Source organism: Fictibacillus halophilus (assembly GCF_016401385.1).
Lineage (GTDB): Bacteria > Bacillota > Bacilli > Bacillales > Fictibacillaceae > Fictibacillus > Fictibacillus halophilus.
The window spans coordinates 2,283,032-2,302,172 of sequence record NZ_JAEACF010000001.1; the positions used below are offsets into that span (position 1 = coordinate 2,283,032).

Here is a 19,141-nt window from a genome sequence, read left to right on the forward strand (position 1 = left end):
TACCGGAGATGTCTGATTGCTTACTTCGCTGCTTTAGCTGCTTCGATCGCTGCTTCATAATTCGGGTGGCTCGTAACTTCATCTACATATTCTACATACGTAACTTTATCAGAGCTATCAATTACAAATACAGAGCGTGCAAGGAGACGAAGTTCCTCGATCGCAACACCATATGCTTTACCGAACGAAAGATCACGGTGATCAGATAGAGTTTGAACGTTTTCAATACCTGCTGCTGCACACCATCTTTTTTGTGCAAAAGGCAAGTCCACTGAAACGGTTAAGACTTTAACGTTATCAAGCTTAGATGCCTCTTCATTAAAACGACGCACTTCAGCATCACATACGCCTGTATCAACTGAAGGAACAGCAGCGATCAAACGTACACTTCCTTTTGAATCCGCAAGACTAACTTCAGACATGTCGTTTGCCAACACTTTGAAATCTGGAGCTTGGTCCCCTACTTTTACTTCATTTCCTAGTAATGTGACTGGTTTTTCTTTAAATGTTACAGCCATGATCATACTCCTCCTTTAAGGTATAAATTATGTACTTTCCCTTTCATCTTAAAGCAACCCAGAAAAAAAAGCTAACGAGATGTTAGCTTTTTTAAAACTCATGTGTTTGTGTGCTTGAAGGCCCTTGATTGTGTTTGTTCTTGTTCATGAGATGCTGTAGCTTATCTATTACACCAGGTGCTAGGTCTAAGATTCTTTCGTATAAGTGCGTACTGTTATCTAAGTGGATTGTCTTGATGCCTGTATTGCTTACTACTAGGAATGCAATCGGAGTAATGGAAACTCCTCCTCCACTTCCTCCACCAAAAGGCATCTCTTTTGATTGACTAGATGAACCATGCTGTGTAGATGAATTACGGGATTCTTCCTGTCCACCGAATTCACTCCCACCTGCTGCAAACCCAAATCCTACTTTTGATACAGTAAGGATAACACTGCCATCTGGCGTCTCTACGGGATCACCAATAATCGTATTTACATCAATCATTTCTTTTAAGTTTTCCATCGCGGTTTTCATTAAACCCTGGATCGGATGTTCACTCATTTTTTACATGCCTCCAGTCATATATTCAGAATTCTCCTTAGTCGAACGACTTACCATTCGCCAGGACTTTAAGATTTTTAACATAACGACAATAGCATGCCCGATTTTAAGTGAAATCATACAAGAAAAGCGCGTTTCACTGTGCATGCCTTGAAAAACAGGCACAACGGAAACATTAGGTGATCCTTCAAGTTTAAAAAACGTATTCAGCACTTGTATCGCTATTCCTTTGAAACTCCAAACCGTTCCTGCCGCAATAGCTGATAAAGAAGCTTCACCGAGCCCAACAGCGCTATGCCATTCTACTTTTTTTACTCTCATCTTCTTCAAAAAAGCAGCGAGTATCTTATAAAAATGGTTAATATGCTTTAGCATCTGATTAAATGATCGATATTTCTTTTTTATTTGTGAGAACGTGATCTTCTTCTTTTCTTTCTTTTGTCCGAGCGTTGATTTTTTTTCTTCTCTGATCTTAACAGAGTGATCTTGAGCATCTACCATGATTAGTGGCACATTCAGTTTATATTTTAAGAAACGGTACATCTTAAAATTCACTTGAATGTTGCTATTATCATTTCGATGAACGAAATAAATGGAGATGTGGATCGTTGAAAAACTTATCACGATTAATAATAATAGTAAGATGCCAATTATGCTTGTAACCCAAACCATACATGCTCTCCCCTTTTGTTATCTTTTCATTATGGGCAGAGGTCATTCAATCTAAACCTGATGACAGTCTGTTACAATAGTATTAGAAATTTGATTGAATGACTAAAGAACAAAATAGTGAAGAAGATAAATTTAAAGGAGGAAGGCTTTATGACTGCTCGTAATAAAATTTTCTTTTTTTACAAAAAGGAAGAACGTACTCTAGAGAAGATCGACTCATTACTTTCATTGGCCATAACAGAGGGGTTTGAAGTAGTTGAAGATGAGAAAGAAGCAAACATCATAGCTAGCATCGGTGGTGACGGCACCTTCTTACAAGCAGTCCGTAAGACTGGTTTCAGAGATGATTGTCTTTATGTAGGAGTCAGTACACTCGAGAATGAATTTTATTGCGATTTTCATATTGATGATCAAGCCGGTATGATCGAAGCAATGAAAAACGAACAAGTTGAAGTACGTAAATATCCTGCTCTATCTGTAACCATAGATGGACAAGGATCATTTTTCTGCTTAAACGAATGCTCTCTTCGTTCTTCCATTATCCGAACTCTTGAAATTGATGTCTTCATTGATGATTTATATTTTGAAACCTTCAGAGGAGATGGAATGATCATTTCGACACCTACAGGTAGTACAGCCTATAATAAGTCGGTAAACGGTGCAGTCGTTGATCCCATGCTTGCTTGCTATCAAATCAGTGAACTCGCTTCATTAAATAATAACCATTATCGTACTTTAGGTTCATCATTTATTCTAAGTGATAACCGCAAGATGACATTAAGGATCAAGCATGACAACAGCCATTATCCGATCATCGGTATGGATAATGAAGCAATGAGTATCAAACATTGTGAAACCTTAAATTTTGAACTCACGAATAAAAGAATAAAGACAGTAAAATTAAAAGACAATTCTTTTTGGCATAAAGTAAAAAGAAGCTTTTTGTAGAATATAAACATAACAAAAAAACAGCTTGCATTCTTTCTGCAAGCTGTTCTTTCTATTCATGATTCGTCGTTCTCGTCTATGTTATCATAGACGATATCACCGTCCACAATGGTAAACACAACCTTAGATTTTAAAATCTCATCTTCTGAAACTTGAAATAAATCACGGTCTAGGACAGTAAAGTCTGCGAAGTATCCTTCTTTAATGAATCCTCTAACATCCTCTTGCATGATGGCAGAAGCACTTCCGATTGTATATAAAGATATTGCCTCAAACATCGTTAATTTCTGTTCTGGAACATAACCCTCATGACTCTCTTCTGGTTTTCTTCGGGTTACAGCAACAAATATACCAAGAAGCGGATTCACCGGCTCAATAGGAGCATCAGAGCCTCCAGCACAAATTAATTCTTCATCAAGTAATCTTCTGAAAGGAAAAGCATTTGGAATTCGGTCGGTACCGAGTCGTTCGATCAACCACGGAAAGTCTGATGCTACAAATCCCGGTTGTATATCTAATATGACCGGTAGCTGTTTCATGTCAGCAATTAAATTGTCATCTACAAGTCCAACATGGATAAGTCGATCTCTGCCTTCTTTTGCTGGGTTATTTTTTATCGCTTCAATCGTTTGCTTCAATGCCTTATCACCAATCGTATGTACAGCTACATTCATATGATGATCCCTCGCTTTTTGAACAAGTTTCCCGAGATCATGATCAGCATGGATAGATACACCTGAAGTTTCAGGAGCATCGTTATAGGGCTGAGATAGCCAAGCGGTTCGCCCTCCAAAAGCTCCATCTGCAAATATTTTTAATGCGCCATACTCTACAAAAGGTAACTCATATTCTCTTTTTACATTTTTGAAGTCCTCAAATGCTTCGTGATGTACTAAAAGGTGGGCACGAAACTTAATCTCTTCTCCATCGATGACAGATTTGTAAGCACTCAAGGGTCTTTCTACATAACCATAATAGCTTAAATCTTCCGAATGTCCTCCTGTTAATCCTAAAGAAAGCAAATGCTTGATCGAGGTCTTTAAGGCTGTATTCAAATATTTCTGCGAACCTTCTGGAACCACTTTTTTTACAAGTTCTGCAGCACTATCATGTAACAACCCTGTTGCTTCTCCATCGCTATCTCTTACAATAATCCCACCTGGAGGATCGTTCGTGTCCTTTGTTATCCCTGCCATTTCTAGAGCTTTCGTGTTGGCTAAGAATGCATGACGACAAACTCTGGATAAAAGAACAGGACGCCCTCCTGAAATATCATCTAATTCTTTCCTATGGAAGATCTTGCGGTCGATGAAATTGTTCTCGTTCCAGCCTTCTCCGAGCAACCATTCATCGGATGTAAGAGTACTTGCTTTCTCTCGCAAAGCATACTCCATCTCTTCAGCAGAATTCATTTCTGAAAGATCGAGTTTTATTAATTTTTCACCGTGACCGATCAAATGCAGATGGCTGTCTACAAAACCTGGATACATAACATATCCTTTTAGATCGACTTTTTTTGTAATATGCTTGCTAAACGTTTCTGATAAGTCGTTTTCCGTGCCGGTTTTAATAATTTTTCCGTTTTCTACGTAAACAGCTTCAATATGCTCACCTTCATTAACCATCGTATAGATTTTCCCGTTAAAAAAGAGCGTCCCCAATATATTTAACCACCTTTACCAATCATCTTTTAAAAGTAGTATAACTTACAAACCAAGCAAAAAAGCAGATAAGGTATCTGCTTTTCCCCTAAAAATCATCTTGTTTTAGATGCTTCTAACTGTCGCAGCTCGATACGTCTAATCTTCCCTGAAGTTGTCTTTGGAAGATCTTCAACATATTCAATAGATCTTGGGTATTTATATGGAGCTGTAAGTTCTTTTACGTGTTCTTGCAGCTCTTTTGTTAGAGCCTCGTTACTTGCTGTTTGAACTCGTAAAACAACAAATGCTTTAACAATATGACCGCGTATTTCATCTGGACTTGCCACTACCGCACATTCTTTTACTGCAGGGTGCTTTACAAGTGCATCTTCTACTTCAAAAGGACCTATCGTATAGCCTGAGGAGATGATGATATCGTCACCTCTCCCTTCAAACCAAAAATAACCTTCATCATCTTTCTTTGCTTTATCACCTGTCACATAATAGTCACCACGGAAGGCCATCATCGTTCGATCTCGATCTTTGTAATATTCTTTAAATAAAGCAGGGCAATTTTTATGAACGGCTATATCCCCAACCTCTCCAGCAGAAACTGGTTGTCCATTCTCATCAATAACGTCAACATCATTTCCAGGAGTTGGCTTACCCATTGAACCTGGCTTGATCTCCATACCCTCCATCGTCCCGACTAATAGCGTATTCTCTGTTTGGCCATATCCATCACGGACTTTTATGTGGAAGTATTTTTCAAACGTATCGATCACTTCTCGGTTCAATGGTTCACCTGCCGATACCGCACTCCTTAAATGTGGTAACTTGTATTGATCTAAATTGTCTACTTTTGCCATTAAACGATACTCTGTTGGTGTACAACATAAGACCGAGATCTGTTGGTCTTGCAGAAGTGTTAAATATTTTTTCGGATCGAACTTACCCTGATAGACAAAACCGGTAGAACCAGTACCTAATGTAGATAGGAAAGGACTCCATATCCACTTTTGCCAACCTGGCCCCGCAGTTGCCCAAACTTTGTCATCCTCTGAAATGTTTAGCCAGCTTTTAGCAGCGGTACGAATATGAGCATATGCCCATCCGTGCGTATGAACGACACCTTTAGGCTGACCTGTTGTACCAGATGTGTAGGATAAAAAAGCCATATCATCCTTTGCCGTTTCAGGTGCTTTATAGGAAACGCTTACATTATTCGTGATCGCTTGTAAGCTTAGCCAGTTTTCTGTTTCCCCGTTCGCACTAATTTTATATGTAAGAGTGGGTAGGTGATCTTTGATCTCATTAACTTGTTCTGTAAAACGGTAATCAGCAATGATTGCTTTAGCTTCACTATGCTGGACACGGTAGCTCAGGTCCTTTGCTCGCAGCATTTCAGAACAAGGAATAACAGAAATTCCTGCTTTCAAACAAGCGATATACACAGCATACGTTTCGATCAGTCGTGGCATGATGATAAGAACTCGATCACCTTTAGCAAGTCCTAGTTCTTCTAACGAATTAGCAATTTGATTCGCTCTGTCTAGGAGCATCTTATATGTAATCTCCTCAGTAACGCCTTGTTCATCCATCCAGATTAAAGCTTTTTTATCTGGATTTAAAGCGTACTTTTCCATTTCTTCTGTTAAATTATAGATGTTTGGAGCAATCAAATTCATATTCTTCACCCTTTCAATTCGTGTTGATCATAATCATTATAATATATTTTTGAAAATTTTTAAAATTTAGTCATAAAACAACAAAAATAAAAGGAGCGGGGACAACCCGCTCCGTTAGCCATTTACTATTTATTTAGAGTATCCACCTAGAGCTTGAGCTACTAGACGCTTAGTGATTTCTCCACCTACAGATCCGTTTGCGCGAGCAGTTGAATCTGGTCCAAGGTTTACACCGAATTCAGAAGCGATTTCATACTTCATTTGGTCTACAGCTTGTTGTGCACCTGGTACTACTAATTGGTTTTGGTTTGCCATGTTGTTTCACCTCCTTTGTACTAATAAGATGCGTCTAAATGGCTGATTCAATTCTTGGAAATTGTTGTGTGTGTTGCCATTTTGGATATTAGTTAAGAAAAAGGCTATTAAAAGCAGTCGATTTCGGTTCCCGATCGCTCGCTTCGACAACCTTGCGCTCCAATCAACTTGTAAAGGAGAGACAATTCAAATGCAAAAGCTACAGCTCCTAGAAAAGAAAAACGAAAAAAAGCCTACACAATGTGCAGACTTTTTCACCTGGGTCTTACCTTGTTAATTTTTTGAACTGAAGCGTGCCTGAATCACCGCCGCTAGTTAAACATTGTAGGCTAAATGAATTTTTTATCACCGGGTTACTTTCTGGTCATTTCTTTTCTCTTCATTGACTAGTTGATTGGAGTGGAAGGTGCGAGACTCCTGCGGGACAGGTGGGCAGGTGAGACACTTAAAAGTGAAACGTCCGAATGTGGCTCACCGCCTGCCCCGCGGAAAGGGAGCACCTATAACAGAGATCAACTACTTTCAAGATACCTTAAAGCAAATCATCAAACGTTTCGTCCGTTGATTTCCCTTCTTCAAGTATCAGCGTTTCAACGTCATTAACCGCTTCTTCAATCAACTCTTCAAGATTTTCAATATTTTTCTCAAAACGAATCGCTTTCTCACGCTTCGGCTTAGTCTTTGGTGCAGATGGCAAGAAAATCGTACAGCAATCTTCATAAGGTCGGATCGAAATATCATATGTTCCGATTCTATGCGATATATTCATGATTTCAAGCTTATCCATCGTAATAACCGGACGAAGAATCGGCATGTTTGTTACTTCATTGATCGCATACATGCTATGCATCGTTTGACTTGCAACTTGACCGAGGTTCTCTCCGTTTGCGATAGCCATCGCGTTATTATTTTCCGCTAATCGTTCAGTGATTCTTAGCATGACTCTTCTCATGATCGTCATGCTATAGCTTGACGGAATCTTATCTTTGATCGTTTGTTGGATTTTTGTAAAAGGAACAACATGAAGCTTGATCTTGCCTCCGCTATAGCGAGTTAGTTCTTGTGTCAGATCAACCACTTTTTGCTTTGCTCGTTCACTTGTGAAAGGCGGACTATGGAAATGAACACCTTCAATACGAACTCCACGCTTCATCGTTAAGTATCCCGCTACTGGACTGTCGATACCACCTGAAAGCATAAGCATCGCTTTACCGCCAACACCAATCGGCAGACCGCCAGCTCCCTCAAACGACTTTGAGCTGATGTAAGTTCCTGTATCTTTTACTTCAACTTTTACATTTACATCTGGATTATGAACATCAACGGTGAAACCTTCCGTGTTTCTTAAAAGGTATCCTCCAACTTCTTGGTTAAGTTGCATGGAATTAACAGGGAAAGATTTTAAAGAGCGTTTACCTGTAACTTTAAACGTCTTCTTTCCTTCCATTGCTTCATTAAGAGCGATTAATGCTGCTTTCTGAATCGCTTCTAAGTCATTTTCAGATCTTACAGCTAAACTGATCGAGTGGATTCCGAAAATATCCTGAAGTGATTTAACGATAGGCTCATAAGGTTGTCCATTTAATTCAATAACAATGCGGTCAAAATGTTTTGCCATATTCAAATCCTGAAACGGACGCATTTTTCTTTTTACTGTTTCAAAAAGCTGTGTTTCGAAATGCCTTCTGTTTTTTCCTTTTAAAGATAGTTCACCATAACGCACGACTAAATGATCATAAATCATCTTCATTACCTCATTACCTTCTTAATATTTATTAGTTCTTCTTTTAATATCTTTAAAGATAGTTCTGCTTCTTTTAATGTGTTTCCATAGGAGGTACTCAAACGAATAGCTGTTGAAGCACGATTTTCTCCTAAACCCATCTCTAGTAGGATACGGCTTGCTCCACCTTGTTTTGATGAACAAGCAGATCGAGTAGATACATACACATCTCTCTTATCAAGGGAATGGATAAGTACTTCTGGTTTAATACCCTTCACTGAAAAATTAATGATGTGAGGAGCTGAATACTCAACAGATGTATTTATGTCTATTCCATCTATGGTACGTAACTCTTCTAATATGAACTGCTTAATCTCAGACAAATTTTCTTTCTTTTCCTTCATCTCTTGAAGAATTAACCTCAACGCTTTTGCCATAGCTACAATACCTGCAACATTTTCAGTCCCAGCTCTTTTCTTTAATTCTTGTTCTCCACCAGTGAATAAAGAAGAGATACTCACACCGTTCTTCACGAATAGAATTCCATTTCCTTTTAGACCGTGAATTTTATGTGCAGATATGGTGCATAGATCGATCCCCCACTCCTTTAGTGGCAGGTCAACCTTACCGACGCCTTGAACATTGTCGACATGGAAAAAAATCTTCGGATGCTCTTTCAAGACCTTACCTATCTCTTGAATAGGTTGAATCGTTCCCGTTTCATTATTGACATGAAGTAGGGAAACAAGAATCGTATCCGGTCGTATCGAACGCTCAAGATCTTCTAATGAAATCAACCCGTCGTGATTCACAGGGAGATACGTTACTTCGAAACCTTGTGATTCAAGATATTGAAAAGATTCATGACTCGATGCATGCTCAACAGAAGATGTTATAAGGTGCTTACCTCGATTTTGATGTTGAAAAGCAATCCCTTTGATCGCAATATTGTTGCCTTCTGTACCCCCAGAAGTGAAAACGACTTCTGTTGGCGCAACCTCCAGTAACTGAGCAATTGACTTTCTAGCCTGACCAAGCAATTTCTCAGCTTCGCCTCCTTTCGAATGAAGAGAGGAAGGATTGGCAAAATACTTTTCTGACACCGTAACGAATGTATCAAGCACTTCCTTATATGGCTTTGTTGTTGCACTATTATCCAAATAAATCATTGTTGAATCCTCCAATTATACAATCCAAAGCGTTCTAAAACACACATTTCATTATCATACCATAATTTAGCTATCGTGCACATCTCCACTTATACCCTAGTTTTTGTTAACTACTTAAAAGACATTTCTTTTAAACAGCAAAAAAACTGTAGGAATTGAATCCTGACAGTTTTTAAACATGTGATTTTAAATTGATTTCCATCTCTTTAAGGATACCAGGTCTAACACTTTCTATCGCAGAAGCTGCAATCTCAAGAGCATCTTCATACTGATAATTTCGAAAAGCGATCTCTGCTTCAATCAGTCGAACGGATACAGATTGATAAGAACTTCTGAACCTATTTCCGTACTGTATGAGCTTCTCAGCTAAGAAAGCATTCTCAATCATCTTAGACGTTTCTTCGTAGCCTTCGTTTACCGCTTCATGTGCTTTGTTTAGTACATAAGATACATCTGACATTTCGAGAGGTTTCTCATCCAGCTTTTTAGAAACTTCGATGATATATTCCTCTGCCTTTCCGATGGTGATCAAGTAGTGTTCAGGCAATCCAGGAAGGTTGCTCTTTTGTACCATCCTTCTCGCTTCAAGAAGTTTCTTTCTTAATTCTCTTAAGCTTTGTTTCGTTTCAAGCTCATCTTTTCTTAAGTTATGAAGCATTTCTTCGTATACTTTCTGAGAACGTTGCAGTTCTTCCATCTGCTTTTGCATCTCTTCCATCATCTCGCGAATAACAGAATAAGATTCTCTTTTTTCGTCTATTGAATCTTCGATAATCAAGAAACGACTTTGTAACTTATGAAACAGTTTTTCAATCTTCTTTTGCATCTCTGCTTCATTCTGTTCGATCAAGTAAGTAGAAGAAACGATTTGGGTCTCTTGCTTTAAATTCTCAATTCTATCATGTAAATCTTGAATCGTTGAGAAAAAGACTTCTCTTTCACTAATTACAAACTGCTTAGAATGCACTTCGTTCTCGAGCATTTCATAAAGTTGATCCATCTTCTGAACCGTTTCATCCATATCTTTTTGAGCACTTTCAAGCTCTAGTTCAAGCACTTTGTTCAGCGCTTGTTCATTAAGATGTTTTAAAGAACTGATTTCTTTTTCTATACCAATATGATGAAGAACATAACCTTGCTGTTCCATCTCTGTAAATCCTGCACTTAATTCTTTTAGAGAATTTGGTATATCAGATTGTAGGATCACAAGAAGTTCAGGAACACCCTGCATCTTCGTTTTACAATCAGAAATTCGGTTTAAACTCTCTACAAGTCTTTGTCTAGCTTCTAGATGGCTTCCTTGTACAGTTAGTGATTCAAATGTTTCAAACAAAGCTTTTATCTCGTCGAGTTCTTTATCAAATATTGGTGCTGTCTGGCCTAATGCACGGATATGTGTTAAGTAGTACTTCTTTGTTTCCTGAAGCTTGTCTTTCGCTTCAACAATTTCTTCCCGATTCAGTTCCTCACTCGTAACTAACTCATTGATCTCAGAAGTAATCTCTTTAATCCTCATATCGATTTTTTCTAATGACTGACTAACACCTGCTAAAATAGATTTAGCTTTTTTAAAACGGTACTTATCTGTATATTCCTCAGCATCAAATAAGTCTTCTTCTAAATTAGGAAGTTGAGTCGTTACCATCTCATCCCATTCTTGACGCCACATTTCAAATTTTTCTTCCGTTTCACCAATCATCGCCATACCCTTAACTTTTGAAATTTCTTCTGTTAATGGGCGATTCATAATTTGCATCTTCCATGCTTCAAGTCGGTCAATTTCTTTATACACTCTTCGGCGTGACATGGCACCGTACAGGATCAATGCTAGGAATGTAACGATGGCAATGACTATGTATATCATCAGAGGCACCCTTTCTATCTGTTCAAATTTCTATATTGCATATATTATGTATTCGTATGTTTATATCGCTTTAGCGATCTTATTTAGTTTTTATTCTATAAAATTGCAGTTTAATGCTTTTATGATAACATGTAAACAAACATTTGACGCAAAAAAATTGCATAATCTGATAAATTTTTTCCAATTTAATGAAGATTTTGTCGAAAGGAGAGTAAGAAAGATGTACTATGATGGACATGTCCATACACCTTATTGTCCCCATGGGTCGACAGACACGTTTGAAATGTATATCGAAAGAGCTATCTCTTTAGGCATGAAAGGGATTACCTTTACAGAACATGCCCCGCTTCCTCATACATTTATCGATCCTGCTCCTACGAAAGACAGCAGCATGACTTACGAACAATTAGGAAAATACTTTGACACTTTGAGGGAAGTAAAGAAGTTTTATAGAAGTAATATTGAGATCTTTACAGGTTTAGAAATCGATTTTATTGATAGCTATGAAGCGGAGACGAATACGTTTCTTAAAGAAGTTTGGCCAGAGCTCGATGATGCCATTCTCTCTGTTCATTTTCTAAAGGTTAAAAATACGTACTATTGCATGGATTATGACGAGAACGTATTTAGAGATTTGATCGAACAATCTGGTAGTCTCTCTGCTGTCTACTCCCTATATTTTCAAACCGTAAAAAAATCAATCAGTCATTCATTTGGAGAGCATCAGCCAAGAAGGGTTGGTCATATCACATTAGCAAAGAAATTTCAGACGCTTTTCCCTCCAGATTTTAGTTATGAAAAGGAAGTAGATGAAATTTTAACAATCATGTCTGAACGTAACATGTATCTGGATTATAACGGAGCAGGTGCTGTTAAACCTTATTGTTTGGAACCTTATCCCCCTAACTGGATCATAAAAGAAGCACAAAAAAGAAAAATCCCTCTTGTCTATGGGTCTGATGCCCACAGCGCTAAGGGACTCGGTCAAGGATTAGATCAATTAGTATCAACAGCAGCATTAACTTCCCCACTTCTCCTGAATAGAGCCAAATAATGGCTTTTGAACGGCAGACAGGAGGGGATTTTTTCTTTCAGGAAGACAAACACATTTATCAAACCAGTTCATCATCCACTTTTTATAAGGTTGGATGAACGTCTCTGTTTCCGCGCTTATCTGATATACTTCAGCTAAATAAAGAGGATGCAAAAATGGAAGCATCATCATATCCTTGAACTGAATGGTTAAAAAGTCTACAGGCTGCCTTCTGAACTCTTTTTTCTTCATCCCTTTTTCAAACAGAGTTTGCAAAAAGTACTTTTCCTTAACCAAGTAAGTAGACATGAGTTCACGGACCAATGTTGAATCAAGCGTCATCTCACGATAGACAAAGCGAGCGAGAGGAAGGTTTCGCTGTTGATAGATCAATAAAGCTTCTACTACTTCAATGAAACTCCCTTTAACCGTTGGAGAGCTCGATGTATGATAGATGATTTCAATCCTTCTAATATAACCTTCAAAAAATGAAGTGATCAACTCTTCTAGAAGTCCTTTCTTTCCTCCAAAATGGTACGAGATTAAAGCGATGTTCACACCAGCTTTTTTTGCTATCTGTCTAACGGTCGTTGCTTTAAATCCTTGGCTTGTAAAAAGAGAAATCGCTGCCTCTGCTATTTTCAGTTTCGTTTCCATTGGATCTGTCTTCATTTTCTTCCACCGTCCTTCCCTCTTGTATAAAATTCTTGGGTGAGAGACATAAACCTTTAATAATCGCTCGACAAATAAGGGCTTTTGGGTGTATAGTTCAACATTATTTGATAGGATAGAGTAAACAATTTATCAGGTTTGGAGGAATCTTGATGTTTTCCGTTCAGCAATATAGCACAGATAGAAATGAAGCGTATTCTCTTCTAATAAAACAACTTTCTGCATTATTAGAAGGTGAAACTAATGCGACTGCAAACCTTGCAAACGCTTCTGCTTTATTGAATCAATTTTTAGACAGAGTTAACTGGGTTGGGTTTTATACACTTGAAGAAGAGTCCAATCAATTAGTTCTTGGACCCTTTCAAGGGCTTCCAGCTTGTGTAAGAATACCTCTTGGAAGAGGAGTATGCGGAACTTCCGCTCAAACCTTAGAAACGTTAGTTGTAAAAGATGTTCATGAGTTCCCTGGGCATATCGCCTGTGATGCCGCTTCTCAATCGGAGATCGTTCTTCCGTTAGTGAAAGACGGAAAGCTGCTAGGAGTTCTAGATATTGATAGTCCTGAAAAAGCAAGATTTGATGAGATCGATCAAGAGAACTTAGAAAAATTCTGTGAGGTTTTACTTCGATATCTCTAGTTTCTCATACCTATTAAAGAAGCCCTGCGCTGTCATCAGCGCAGGGCTTTTATATTTTACAGTGAATTTAAACTTTGTTTGATGTCCTCCCAAATATCTTCCCATGCTTCTAAACCGACCGATAAGCGTAGAAGCTGATTACTGATACCCATCTGAATTCGATTCTCCTCAGGTACGACAGCATGTGTCATTGTAGCAGGATGTTGGATGAGTGTTTCAGCATCACCAAGACTAACGGCGATTTTAATGAGTTTTAAATGGTTCATAAACTTTTGAGCGACGGCTTTATCTCCTTTAATTTCAAAGCTTATGAGGCCCCCTGCGTTCAACATCTGTTTATTCGCAAGCTCAAATTGCGGGAAATCAGGATCACCCGGATACAGAACTCGATTTACGCTAGGATGTTTCTTTAACAAGTCTGCAAGCTTTTTTGCATTCTCACAATGACGGTCCATACGAACAGGGAGTGTCTTGATTCCTCTCAAAAGTAGCCAAGCATCGAAAGGAGACATGACTCCACCAATATCCTTTTGAGTGGTCATAGCAAGGTGACTCATCATTTCTTGTTTGCCTACCGCTAAACCTCCGATTACATCCCCATGACCACATAAATACTTCGTGGCGCTGTGCAGAACAATATCACAGCCTAGTTCAAGTGGACGCTGAAGATAAGGTGATGAAAATGTATTATCGACTACAACTGGAATATTAAATTCTTTTGCGATTCTTGCTACCATACTTAGATCAACAAGTTTCATGGTAGGATTTATCGGAGACTCTATATAGATGACCGTAGTATGATCGTTAATCGCTGAGCGTATCGATTCCTCATCGTTCATCGGATGAAAATTATGTGTTATGTGATACTTTTCTTCCATAAGCTGAAGCAGACCATAGGTACACCCATACACTCCTTCTGAACAGAGAATATGATCTCCAGTTTTCGTTAACCCGAGCAGAATAGCAGACACTGCGGCCATGCCAGAACCAAACGCTAAACCTTTTTCCCCTTTTTCCATCGCTGCAATTCGCTCTTCTAACATCGCAACGGTAGGATTGCTGAGTCTAGAATATATATATCCTTCCTGTTCTCCTGCAAATCGTGCTGCACCCGTTTCGGCGCTGTCAAAGACAAATGTTGAAGTCTGAAAGATAGGAGGAGCAAGACTTCCGTTATGTTGTTCGGCATGATATCCCTTGTGAATCACTTCTGTTTCAAAGCGTTTTGTATCCATTTTTACTTCTCCTTTTAGGGCAATATAAAATGTAAGCGCTTTCTTATTTCTATCATATAGGACTTTTTGTCTTTTTACAATTTGTCCCTAAAAATGTTTTATGTATTTGTGATATAGTTGACACAGTATAAGAAAAAAGCTTATACTATTCTTTGTGTAAAATAAGCGGCACTGTGTCCATCATTTGTTTTTATTTTGTACCCAGGTTTTCAATAATCCGGGAACATCGCGTAGCTTCATAGGCTGCTGAAGTGAGGATGTTTTTCATACAAAATATGCTCTTGAAAAGGCCATAGTCACTGTTGTTGTTTTAACACAAACAAACATGTGAAGGAGGAGTCTATAATGGCTCGATATACAGGTTCAACATGGAAAGTTTCTCGTCGTCTTGGAATTTCTCTAAGCGGAACTGGGAAAGAACTTTCTAAGCGTCCATACGCACCAGGACAACATGGTCCAACTCAACGTAAAAAAATCTCTGAATACGGTTTACAATTACAAGAGAAGCAAAAGCTTCGCTACATGTACGGTGTAAACGAGCGTCAATTCCGCCGCATTTTTGATGATGCTGGTAAAATGACTGGTATCCACGGTGAAAACTTCATGATTCTTTTAGAATCTCGTTTAGACAACGTAGTTTACCGTCTTGGTCTTGCTCGTACGCGTCGTGCAGCTCGTCAATTAGTAAACCACGGTCACATCACAGTAAACGGAAAGCGTGTTGATATCGCTTCTTACCGTCTATCTGCTGGCGATGTAATCGCTGTTCGTGAAAAATCTCGCAACTCATCTGCTATTAAAGAAGCAATCGAAGTTAACAACTTCGTACCTGATTTCTTAACATTTGATGAAAACAAATTGGAAGGTACTTTCACTCGCTTACCAGAGCGTTCTGAGCTTCCAGCTGAGATCACAGAACAACTTATCGTTGAATTCTACTCTCGTTAATAAGAGTAAAGAAACCCCTAACACCTTTTCTAAAGGCATTAGGGGTTTTTCTTATTCTATAAAAGTTCCTTAAACTTACTTGCCTGTGACTCTAATTGCCGTGCAGACGTCTCAATACCTAAGAACTCTTGCATTGCTTGTTCGATCAATTGCTTGTTATTCGTTATTCCTTCTTGTGATCGGTGAGTCACATCATTGATCTTGTTTATCTCACCTGTGATTCCTGAAATATGTGCATTCACTTCTTGAATAGAGTCTTGCACGCGATTAGCGAGTTTTCTAACTTCAACCGCTACAACATTAAATCCTCTTCCGTGATCACCAGCTCGTGCAGCTTCTATCGCTGCGTTTAAAGCTAACAGATTGGTTTGTGCTGCAATCTCACGAATCGTCTTAACGATATCCTCAATAGAACTAGCTTGTTTTTTTAGAGATTCTAAAAGCAATAAATTTTGTTGGGATTCCGATACTAACTTTTCGGTCGATAAAGAGATCTCATTGCTTTTTTTTAATCCTTCTTCCGCGCGTGTAAGCAACTCTAGGGACATTTGTTGAAGATCAGAAGCAACCGTGATCGTATTATTTTCTCTATTCGTAATATCTGTTGCGATCTTAACCACAGCTGTGACTCTATGATTTTCGTCCAGAACAGGTGTATACGTAGCTTCTAGCCAGATGAGACGTTTTGATTTCGTTACACGTTGTATCTTTTCTTGAAATGTTTTTCCATCTCTTAGGCTTTTCCAAAACCGATCATACTCACCGCTTCGCAAGAACTCTTCTGTACAAAATTGCTTATGTACCAATAATGGCATCTCATCAACATGGTATTCCATCGTTTTCGCAAAATTTTCATTTGCCCATAGTACTTTTCCATGAGGGTCAAATTCAATCATGGCTACTGATCGATCGATTGCAGCAAGTACTGCACTTTCATTTAAGACTTGCGAGCTCTTTGTAGAGCTGTTAATGCTTAATGTTATCATTGTTGCATCCCCATCTTATAGTATTTATTTCTAATATTATACTACTAAGGAACTAATTACTAACTAAATGTTCTATAGATATAACAAAAAATCCACACAGCAAGCTGCATGGATTTTGGTTTATTTATGAATGTTTAACAAGTATGGATCAGTCTACTTCTTTCCCCATACTTTCTTGTAAAATGTAGAACCATTGCTCACGAGTTAGTGGTAAGTTTGCTGCATTTACAGCGGCTTCTATACGATTCATCTTTCCGCTGCCGACAATCGGCATGATCTGTGATGGATGCTTCAACAGCCAAGCATAAGCTACTTCATCAATGGAAGAGGCTTCTGTTTCACGAGCAACTTTTTCTAAAGCCTTTTTTACTCGTACCGATTTTTCATCGTTTCCTTTAAATAATCTTCCCCCAGCAAGCGGAGACCAAGCCATCGGTCTAACCTTCTCTTTTTGGAGGTGATTGATCGTACCATCAAAGAATGGCTGTTCATGAAGAACGGACAACTCGATCTGATTCGTAACAAGTGGACCATTGTACTCATTTTGAAGCATTTCCATTTGTTTAGGTGTGAAGTTAGAAACACCAAAATGTCTAACTTTCCCCTCTTTTCTTAAGATGTGAAACGCTTCTGCTGTTTCAGCTGGGTCCATAAACGGATCTGGTCGGTGAATCAATAATACATCTACATATTCTGTGTTCATTTTTTTCAATGAATTTTCTGCAGATGCGATGATATGTTCTTTGCTCGTATCATAGGATTTAATCGTATGATGTGGACGATTCTCTGAGATGAGTTTAATACCACATTTAGTCACGATTTGAATGTCTTCTCGTAAAGATGGTTTTAGAGCTAGTGCCTGTCCAAAGAGTTCTTCACACATGTAGTTACCGTAAATATCGGCATGATCAAACGTAGTAATTCCTGCTTCAATGCATCTTTCCATAAGTGAAAGAAGCTCTTCAGGAGAGAGATCCCATTCTGCTAAACGCCAGTGACCGTGAACGATCTGTGAAAATTGAAGGTCTTCTGCTAATTGAATTTTCTTCATAACAAACACATCCTTTTGATAAAGTTTGATAGGAACCCTGTTACTACTGGGTTCCTACTCTTTTTTTCGTATCTAGCTTTTAATATCTGATCAACGTGTACTTTTTCTTTCCGCGTCGGATAATGACAAACTTGTTTTCGATACGATCGTTCTCACCAATCATATAACCTGTATCTTGTACCCTCTCGCCGTTGATTGATACGGCTCCATTTGTTACATCTTCTCTTGCTTGTCGTTTAGATGGAGAAATTTTCGCATCAACAAGAAGGTCTACAATGTTTACGTCTTCCATATTTGATGCCATAAATGAAGGGACATCCTTGAATCCTTGTTCGATCTCAGCAGCCGTTAAGTCAGAAAGATTTCCACTGAAAAGTGCTTCAGTGATCTTTACTGCTTGTTTGTATGCTGCTTCACCGTGAACTAGAGTTGTTACTTCTCGCCCTAACGCTTTTTGCGCTTCACGCTTTTCTGGTGCTTCAGCTAATGATTTTTCAAGAATTTCAATTTCTTCTTTTGATAAGAACGTGAAATATTTGAGCCAGTTGATTACATCCGCATCCGCTGCGTTTACCCAGAACTGGTAGAACTCATATGGAGTCGTTTTCTCTGCATCTAACCAGATCGTTCCGGATGCTGTTTTACCAAACTTCGTTCCATCCGCTTTTGTGATGAGCGGAATCGTTAGTCCAAATGCTTTTTCTTCCTCACCAGAACGGCGAATCAATTCCATACCAGCCGTAATATTCCCCCACTGGTCACTCCCGCCTATTTGAAGTTTTACGTTTTCTTTTTGGAAGAGATTAAGGAAATCGTACGATTGTAAGATCATGTATGAGAACTCGGTAAAAGAGATCCCCGCTTCTAATCGTGAGTCAACAGAATCTTTGGCAAGCATGTAGTTAACCGAGAAATTCTTTCCAACGTCACGTAGAAACTCAATCATCGTAAGTTGACTCAACCACTCATAGTTGTTCACTGTTTTAGCAGGATTAGTTTCTCTATCAAAATCAAGTAGTCTTGAAAGCTGATTTTTAATCTTGTCTGTCCATTGAACAACAATCTCAGCTTCATTCAATGTTCGTTCTGTCTGTCTACCACTTGGATCCCCGATCAATCCTGTTCCACCGCCAACTAGCGCAAACGGCTGATGTCCAGCTTCTTGAAAACGTTTGAGTGTAAGAATCGGCAACAGATTTCCAATGTGCAGACTGTCTGCCGTTGGATCAAACCCGCAATAAAGCTTTACGATTCCTTTTTCAAGTTCTTTTTGCAATCCCTCTTGATCAGTAACTTGATTAAGAAGGCCTCTAAATTCTAAATCTTGCAGAATATTCATTCCTATCTTTCCTTTCGTTGTTTGATGATGTTTAATGGCAATAAAAAAGTCCCTCTCCAGTTGGAAAGGGACGTGATGACAATCTCGCGGTACCACCCTAATTAAAAGCCAAAGAAAAGGCTTTTCACTTCATTTCGTAACGGTTTAATCCGTTC

General features: G+C 38.7%; 18 protein-coding genes and 1 other annotated feature (1 of these 19 only partly in view). Of the genes, 4 read left to right on the forward strand and 14 right to left on the reverse strand.

Annotation, left to right across the window (positions count from 1 at the left end; all coding sequences use genetic code 11):
* Positions 1-20 precede the first annotated feature (20 nt).
* The 3 genes from tpx to I5J82_RS11900 form a co-directional block, all read right to left on the reverse strand.
* Positions 21-521: a thiol peroxidase gene (gene tpx / locus I5J82_RS11890; protein ID WP_066400246.1), complete on the reverse strand. Its 501-nt coding sequence runs from the start codon at positions 519-521 to the stop codon at positions 21-23.
* 88 nt (positions 522-609) lie between these two features.
* Complete coding sequence (gene ytfJ, locus I5J82_RS11895; RefSeq protein ID WP_198768010.1) at positions 610-1,062, reverse strand: GerW family sporulation protein; 453 nt, start codon at positions 1,060-1,062, stop codon at positions 610-612.
* 3 nt (positions 1,063-1,065) lie between these two features.
* Positions 1,066-1,734 carry a DUF2953 domain-containing protein gene (locus tag I5J82_RS11900; RefSeq protein WP_198768011.1) on the reverse strand — a complete coding sequence of 223 codons (669 nt, stop codon included), beginning with the start codon at positions 1,732-1,734 and terminating at the stop codon, positions 1,066-1,068.
* A 150-nt stretch (positions 1,735-1,884) separates the two neighbouring features.
* Between I5J82_RS11900 and I5J82_RS11905 the strand changes: the two genes are divergently transcribed.
* Positions 1,885-2,682, forward strand: coding sequence for an NAD kinase (locus I5J82_RS11905; RefSeq protein ID WP_198768012.1), 798 nt, complete (start codon positions 1,885-1,887; stop codon positions 2,680-2,682).
* Between the two features lie 56 nt (positions 2,683-2,738).
* Here I5J82_RS11905 and I5J82_RS11910 read toward each other — a convergent pair whose 3' ends face one another.
* The 6 genes from I5J82_RS11910 to ezrA form a co-directional block, all read right to left on the reverse strand.
* Complete coding sequence (locus I5J82_RS11910) at positions 2,739-4,343, reverse strand: amidohydrolase (RefSeq protein ID WP_198768013.1); 1,605 nt, start codon at positions 4,341-4,343, stop codon at positions 2,739-2,741.
* A gap of 95 nt (positions 4,344-4,438) precedes the next feature.
* On the reverse strand, positions 4,439-6,013 hold the full coding sequence (mbcS, locus tag I5J82_RS11915) for an acyl-CoA synthetase MbcS (protein ID WP_233096469.1): 1,575 nt from the start codon (positions 6,011-6,013) through the stop codon (positions 4,439-4,441).
* A gap of 129 nt (positions 6,014-6,142) precedes the next feature.
* Positions 6,143-6,328, reverse strand: coding sequence for an alpha/beta-type small acid-soluble spore protein (locus I5J82_RS11920; protein ID WP_066396835.1), 186 nt, complete (start codon positions 6,326-6,328; stop codon positions 6,143-6,145).
* A gap of 532 nt (positions 6,329-6,860) precedes the next feature.
* On the reverse strand, positions 6,861-8,072 hold the full coding sequence (gene thiI, locus I5J82_RS11925; protein WP_198769002.1) for a tRNA uracil 4-sulfurtransferase ThiI: 1,212 nt from the start codon (positions 8,070-8,072) through the stop codon (positions 6,861-6,863).
* A gap of 5 nt (positions 8,073-8,077) precedes the next feature.
* Positions 8,078-9,220, reverse strand: a complete 1,143-nt coding sequence (locus I5J82_RS11930) for a cysteine desulfurase family protein (protein ID WP_198768015.1) — start codon at positions 9,218-9,220, stop codon at positions 8,078-8,080.
* A gap of 172 nt (positions 9,221-9,392) precedes the next feature.
* Positions 9,393-11,084, reverse strand: coding sequence for a septation ring formation regulator EzrA (gene ezrA, locus I5J82_RS11935; RefSeq protein WP_198768016.1), 1,692 nt, complete (start codon positions 11,082-11,084; stop codon positions 9,393-9,395).
* A gap of 220 nt (positions 11,085-11,304) precedes the next feature.
* On the opposite strand from ezrA, the gene hisJ reads away from it, so the two are divergent.
* Positions 11,305-12,138, forward strand: a complete 834-nt coding sequence (gene hisJ / locus I5J82_RS11940; RefSeq protein ID WP_198768017.1) for a histidinol-phosphatase HisJ — start codon at positions 11,305-11,307, stop codon at positions 12,136-12,138.
* Here the strand turns inward: hisJ and refZ are convergent.
* Positions 12,103-12,789 carry a forespore capture DNA-binding protein RefZ gene (refZ, locus tag I5J82_RS11945; protein WP_233096470.1) on the reverse strand — a complete coding sequence of 229 codons (687 nt, stop codon included), beginning with the start codon at positions 12,787-12,789 and terminating at the stop codon, positions 12,103-12,105. The two genes, hisJ and refZ, sit on opposite strands and share 36 nt — an antisense overlap.
* Positions 12,790-12,941: 152 nt before the next feature.
* Here refZ and I5J82_RS11950 point away from each other — a divergent pair, with 152 nt between their 5' ends.
* Positions 12,942-13,427 carry a GAF domain-containing protein gene (locus tag I5J82_RS11950; RefSeq protein ID WP_198768018.1) on the forward strand — a complete coding sequence of 162 codons (486 nt, stop codon included), beginning with the start codon at positions 12,942-12,944 and terminating at the stop codon, positions 13,425-13,427.
* A 56-nt stretch (positions 13,428-13,483) separates the two neighbouring features.
* Here the strand turns inward: I5J82_RS11950 and megL are convergent, their stop codons facing one another.
* Positions 13,484-14,662, reverse strand: coding sequence for a methionine gamma-lyase (gene megL, locus I5J82_RS11955; RefSeq protein WP_198768019.1), 1,179 nt, complete (start codon positions 14,660-14,662; stop codon positions 13,484-13,486).
* Between the two features lie 345 nt (positions 14,663-15,007).
* Here megL and rpsD point away from each other — a divergent pair, with 345 nt between their 5' ends.
* Complete coding sequence (rpsD, locus tag I5J82_RS11960) at positions 15,008-15,610, forward strand: 30S ribosomal protein S4 (protein ID WP_198768020.1); 603 nt, start codon at positions 15,008-15,010, stop codon at positions 15,608-15,610.
* A 56-nt stretch (positions 15,611-15,666) separates the two neighbouring features.
* On the opposite strand, the gene I5J82_RS11965 is transcribed toward rpsD, so the two are convergent.
* From I5J82_RS11965 to tyrS, 3 genes are all read right to left on the reverse strand, one after another.
* Complete coding sequence (locus tag I5J82_RS11965; RefSeq protein WP_198768021.1) at positions 15,667-16,596, reverse strand: methyl-accepting chemotaxis protein; 930 nt, start codon at positions 16,594-16,596, stop codon at positions 15,667-15,669.
* 148 nt (positions 16,597-16,744) lie between these two features.
* Positions 16,745-17,647, reverse strand: a complete 903-nt coding sequence (locus tag I5J82_RS11970; protein ID WP_198768022.1) for an aldo/keto reductase — start codon at positions 17,645-17,647, stop codon at positions 16,745-16,747.
* Positions 17,648-17,726: 79 nt separating this feature from the next.
* Positions 17,727-18,986, reverse strand: coding sequence for a tyrosine--tRNA ligase (tyrS, locus tag I5J82_RS11975; protein WP_198768023.1), 1,260 nt, complete (start codon positions 18,984-18,986; stop codon positions 17,727-17,729).
* Positions 18,987-19,049: 63 nt separating this feature from the next.
* Positions 19,050-19,141 (reverse strand) — a binding site (T-box leader); it runs 130 nt beyond the window's last position.

Excerpts from the sequence above, each read along its gene's own strand:
- ezrA (WP_198768016.1), bottom strand. The coding sequence starts at position 11,084 with ATGATATACATAGTCATTGCCATCGTTACATTCCTAGCATTGATCCTG.
- rpsD (WP_198768020.1), top strand. The coding sequence starts at position 15,008 with ATGGCTCGATATACAGGTTCAACATGGAAAGTTTCTCGTCGTCTTGGA.
- megL (WP_198768019.1), bottom strand. The coding sequence starts at position 14,662 with ATGGATACAAAACGCTTTGAAACAGAAGTGATTCACAAGGGATATCAT.
- I5J82_RS11970 (WP_198768022.1), bottom strand. The coding sequence starts at position 17,647 with ATGAAGAAAATTCAATTAGCAGAAGACCTTCAATTTTCACAGATCGTT.
- I5J82_RS11930 (WP_198768015.1), bottom strand. The coding sequence starts at position 9,220 with ATGATTTATTTGGATAATAGTGCAACAACAAAGCCATATAAGGAAGTG.
- ytfJ (WP_198768010.1), bottom strand. The coding sequence starts at position 1,062 with ATGAGTGAACATCCGATCCAGGGTTTAATGAAAACCGCGATGGAAAAC.
- refZ (WP_233096470.1), bottom strand. The coding sequence starts at position 12,789 with ATGAAGACAGATCCAATGGAAACGAAACTGAAAATAGCAGAGGCAGCG.
- I5J82_RS11905 (WP_198768012.1), top strand. The coding sequence starts at position 1,885 with ATGACTGCTCGTAATAAAATTTTCTTTTTTTACAAAAAGGAAGAACGT.
- I5J82_RS11965 (WP_198768021.1), bottom strand. The coding sequence starts at position 16,596 with ATGATAACATTAAGCATTAACAGCTCTACAAAGAGCTCGCAAGTCTTA.
- thiI (WP_198769002.1), bottom strand. The coding sequence starts at position 8,072 with ATGATTTATGATCATTTAGTCGTGCGTTATGGTGAACTATCTTTAAAA.
- I5J82_RS11900 (WP_198768011.1), bottom strand. The coding sequence starts at position 1,734 with ATGGTTTGGGTTACAAGCATAATTGGCATCTTACTATTATTATTAATC.
- hisJ (WP_198768017.1), top strand. The coding sequence starts at position 11,305 with ATGTACTATGATGGACATGTCCATACACCTTATTGTCCCCATGGGTCG.
- I5J82_RS11920 (WP_066396835.1), bottom strand. The coding sequence starts at position 6,328 with ATGGCAAACCAAAACCAATTAGTAGTACCAGGTGCACAACAAGCTGTA.
- I5J82_RS11950 (WP_198768018.1), top strand. The coding sequence starts at position 12,942 with ATGTTTTCCGTTCAGCAATATAGCACAGATAGAAATGAAGCGTATTCT.
- mbcS (WP_233096469.1), bottom strand. The coding sequence starts at position 6,013 with ATGAATTTGATTGCTCCAAACATCTATAATTTAACAGAAGAAATGGAA.
- tyrS (WP_198768023.1), bottom strand. The coding sequence starts at position 18,986 with ATGAATATTCTGCAAGATTTAGAATTTAGAGGCCTTCTTAATCAAGTT.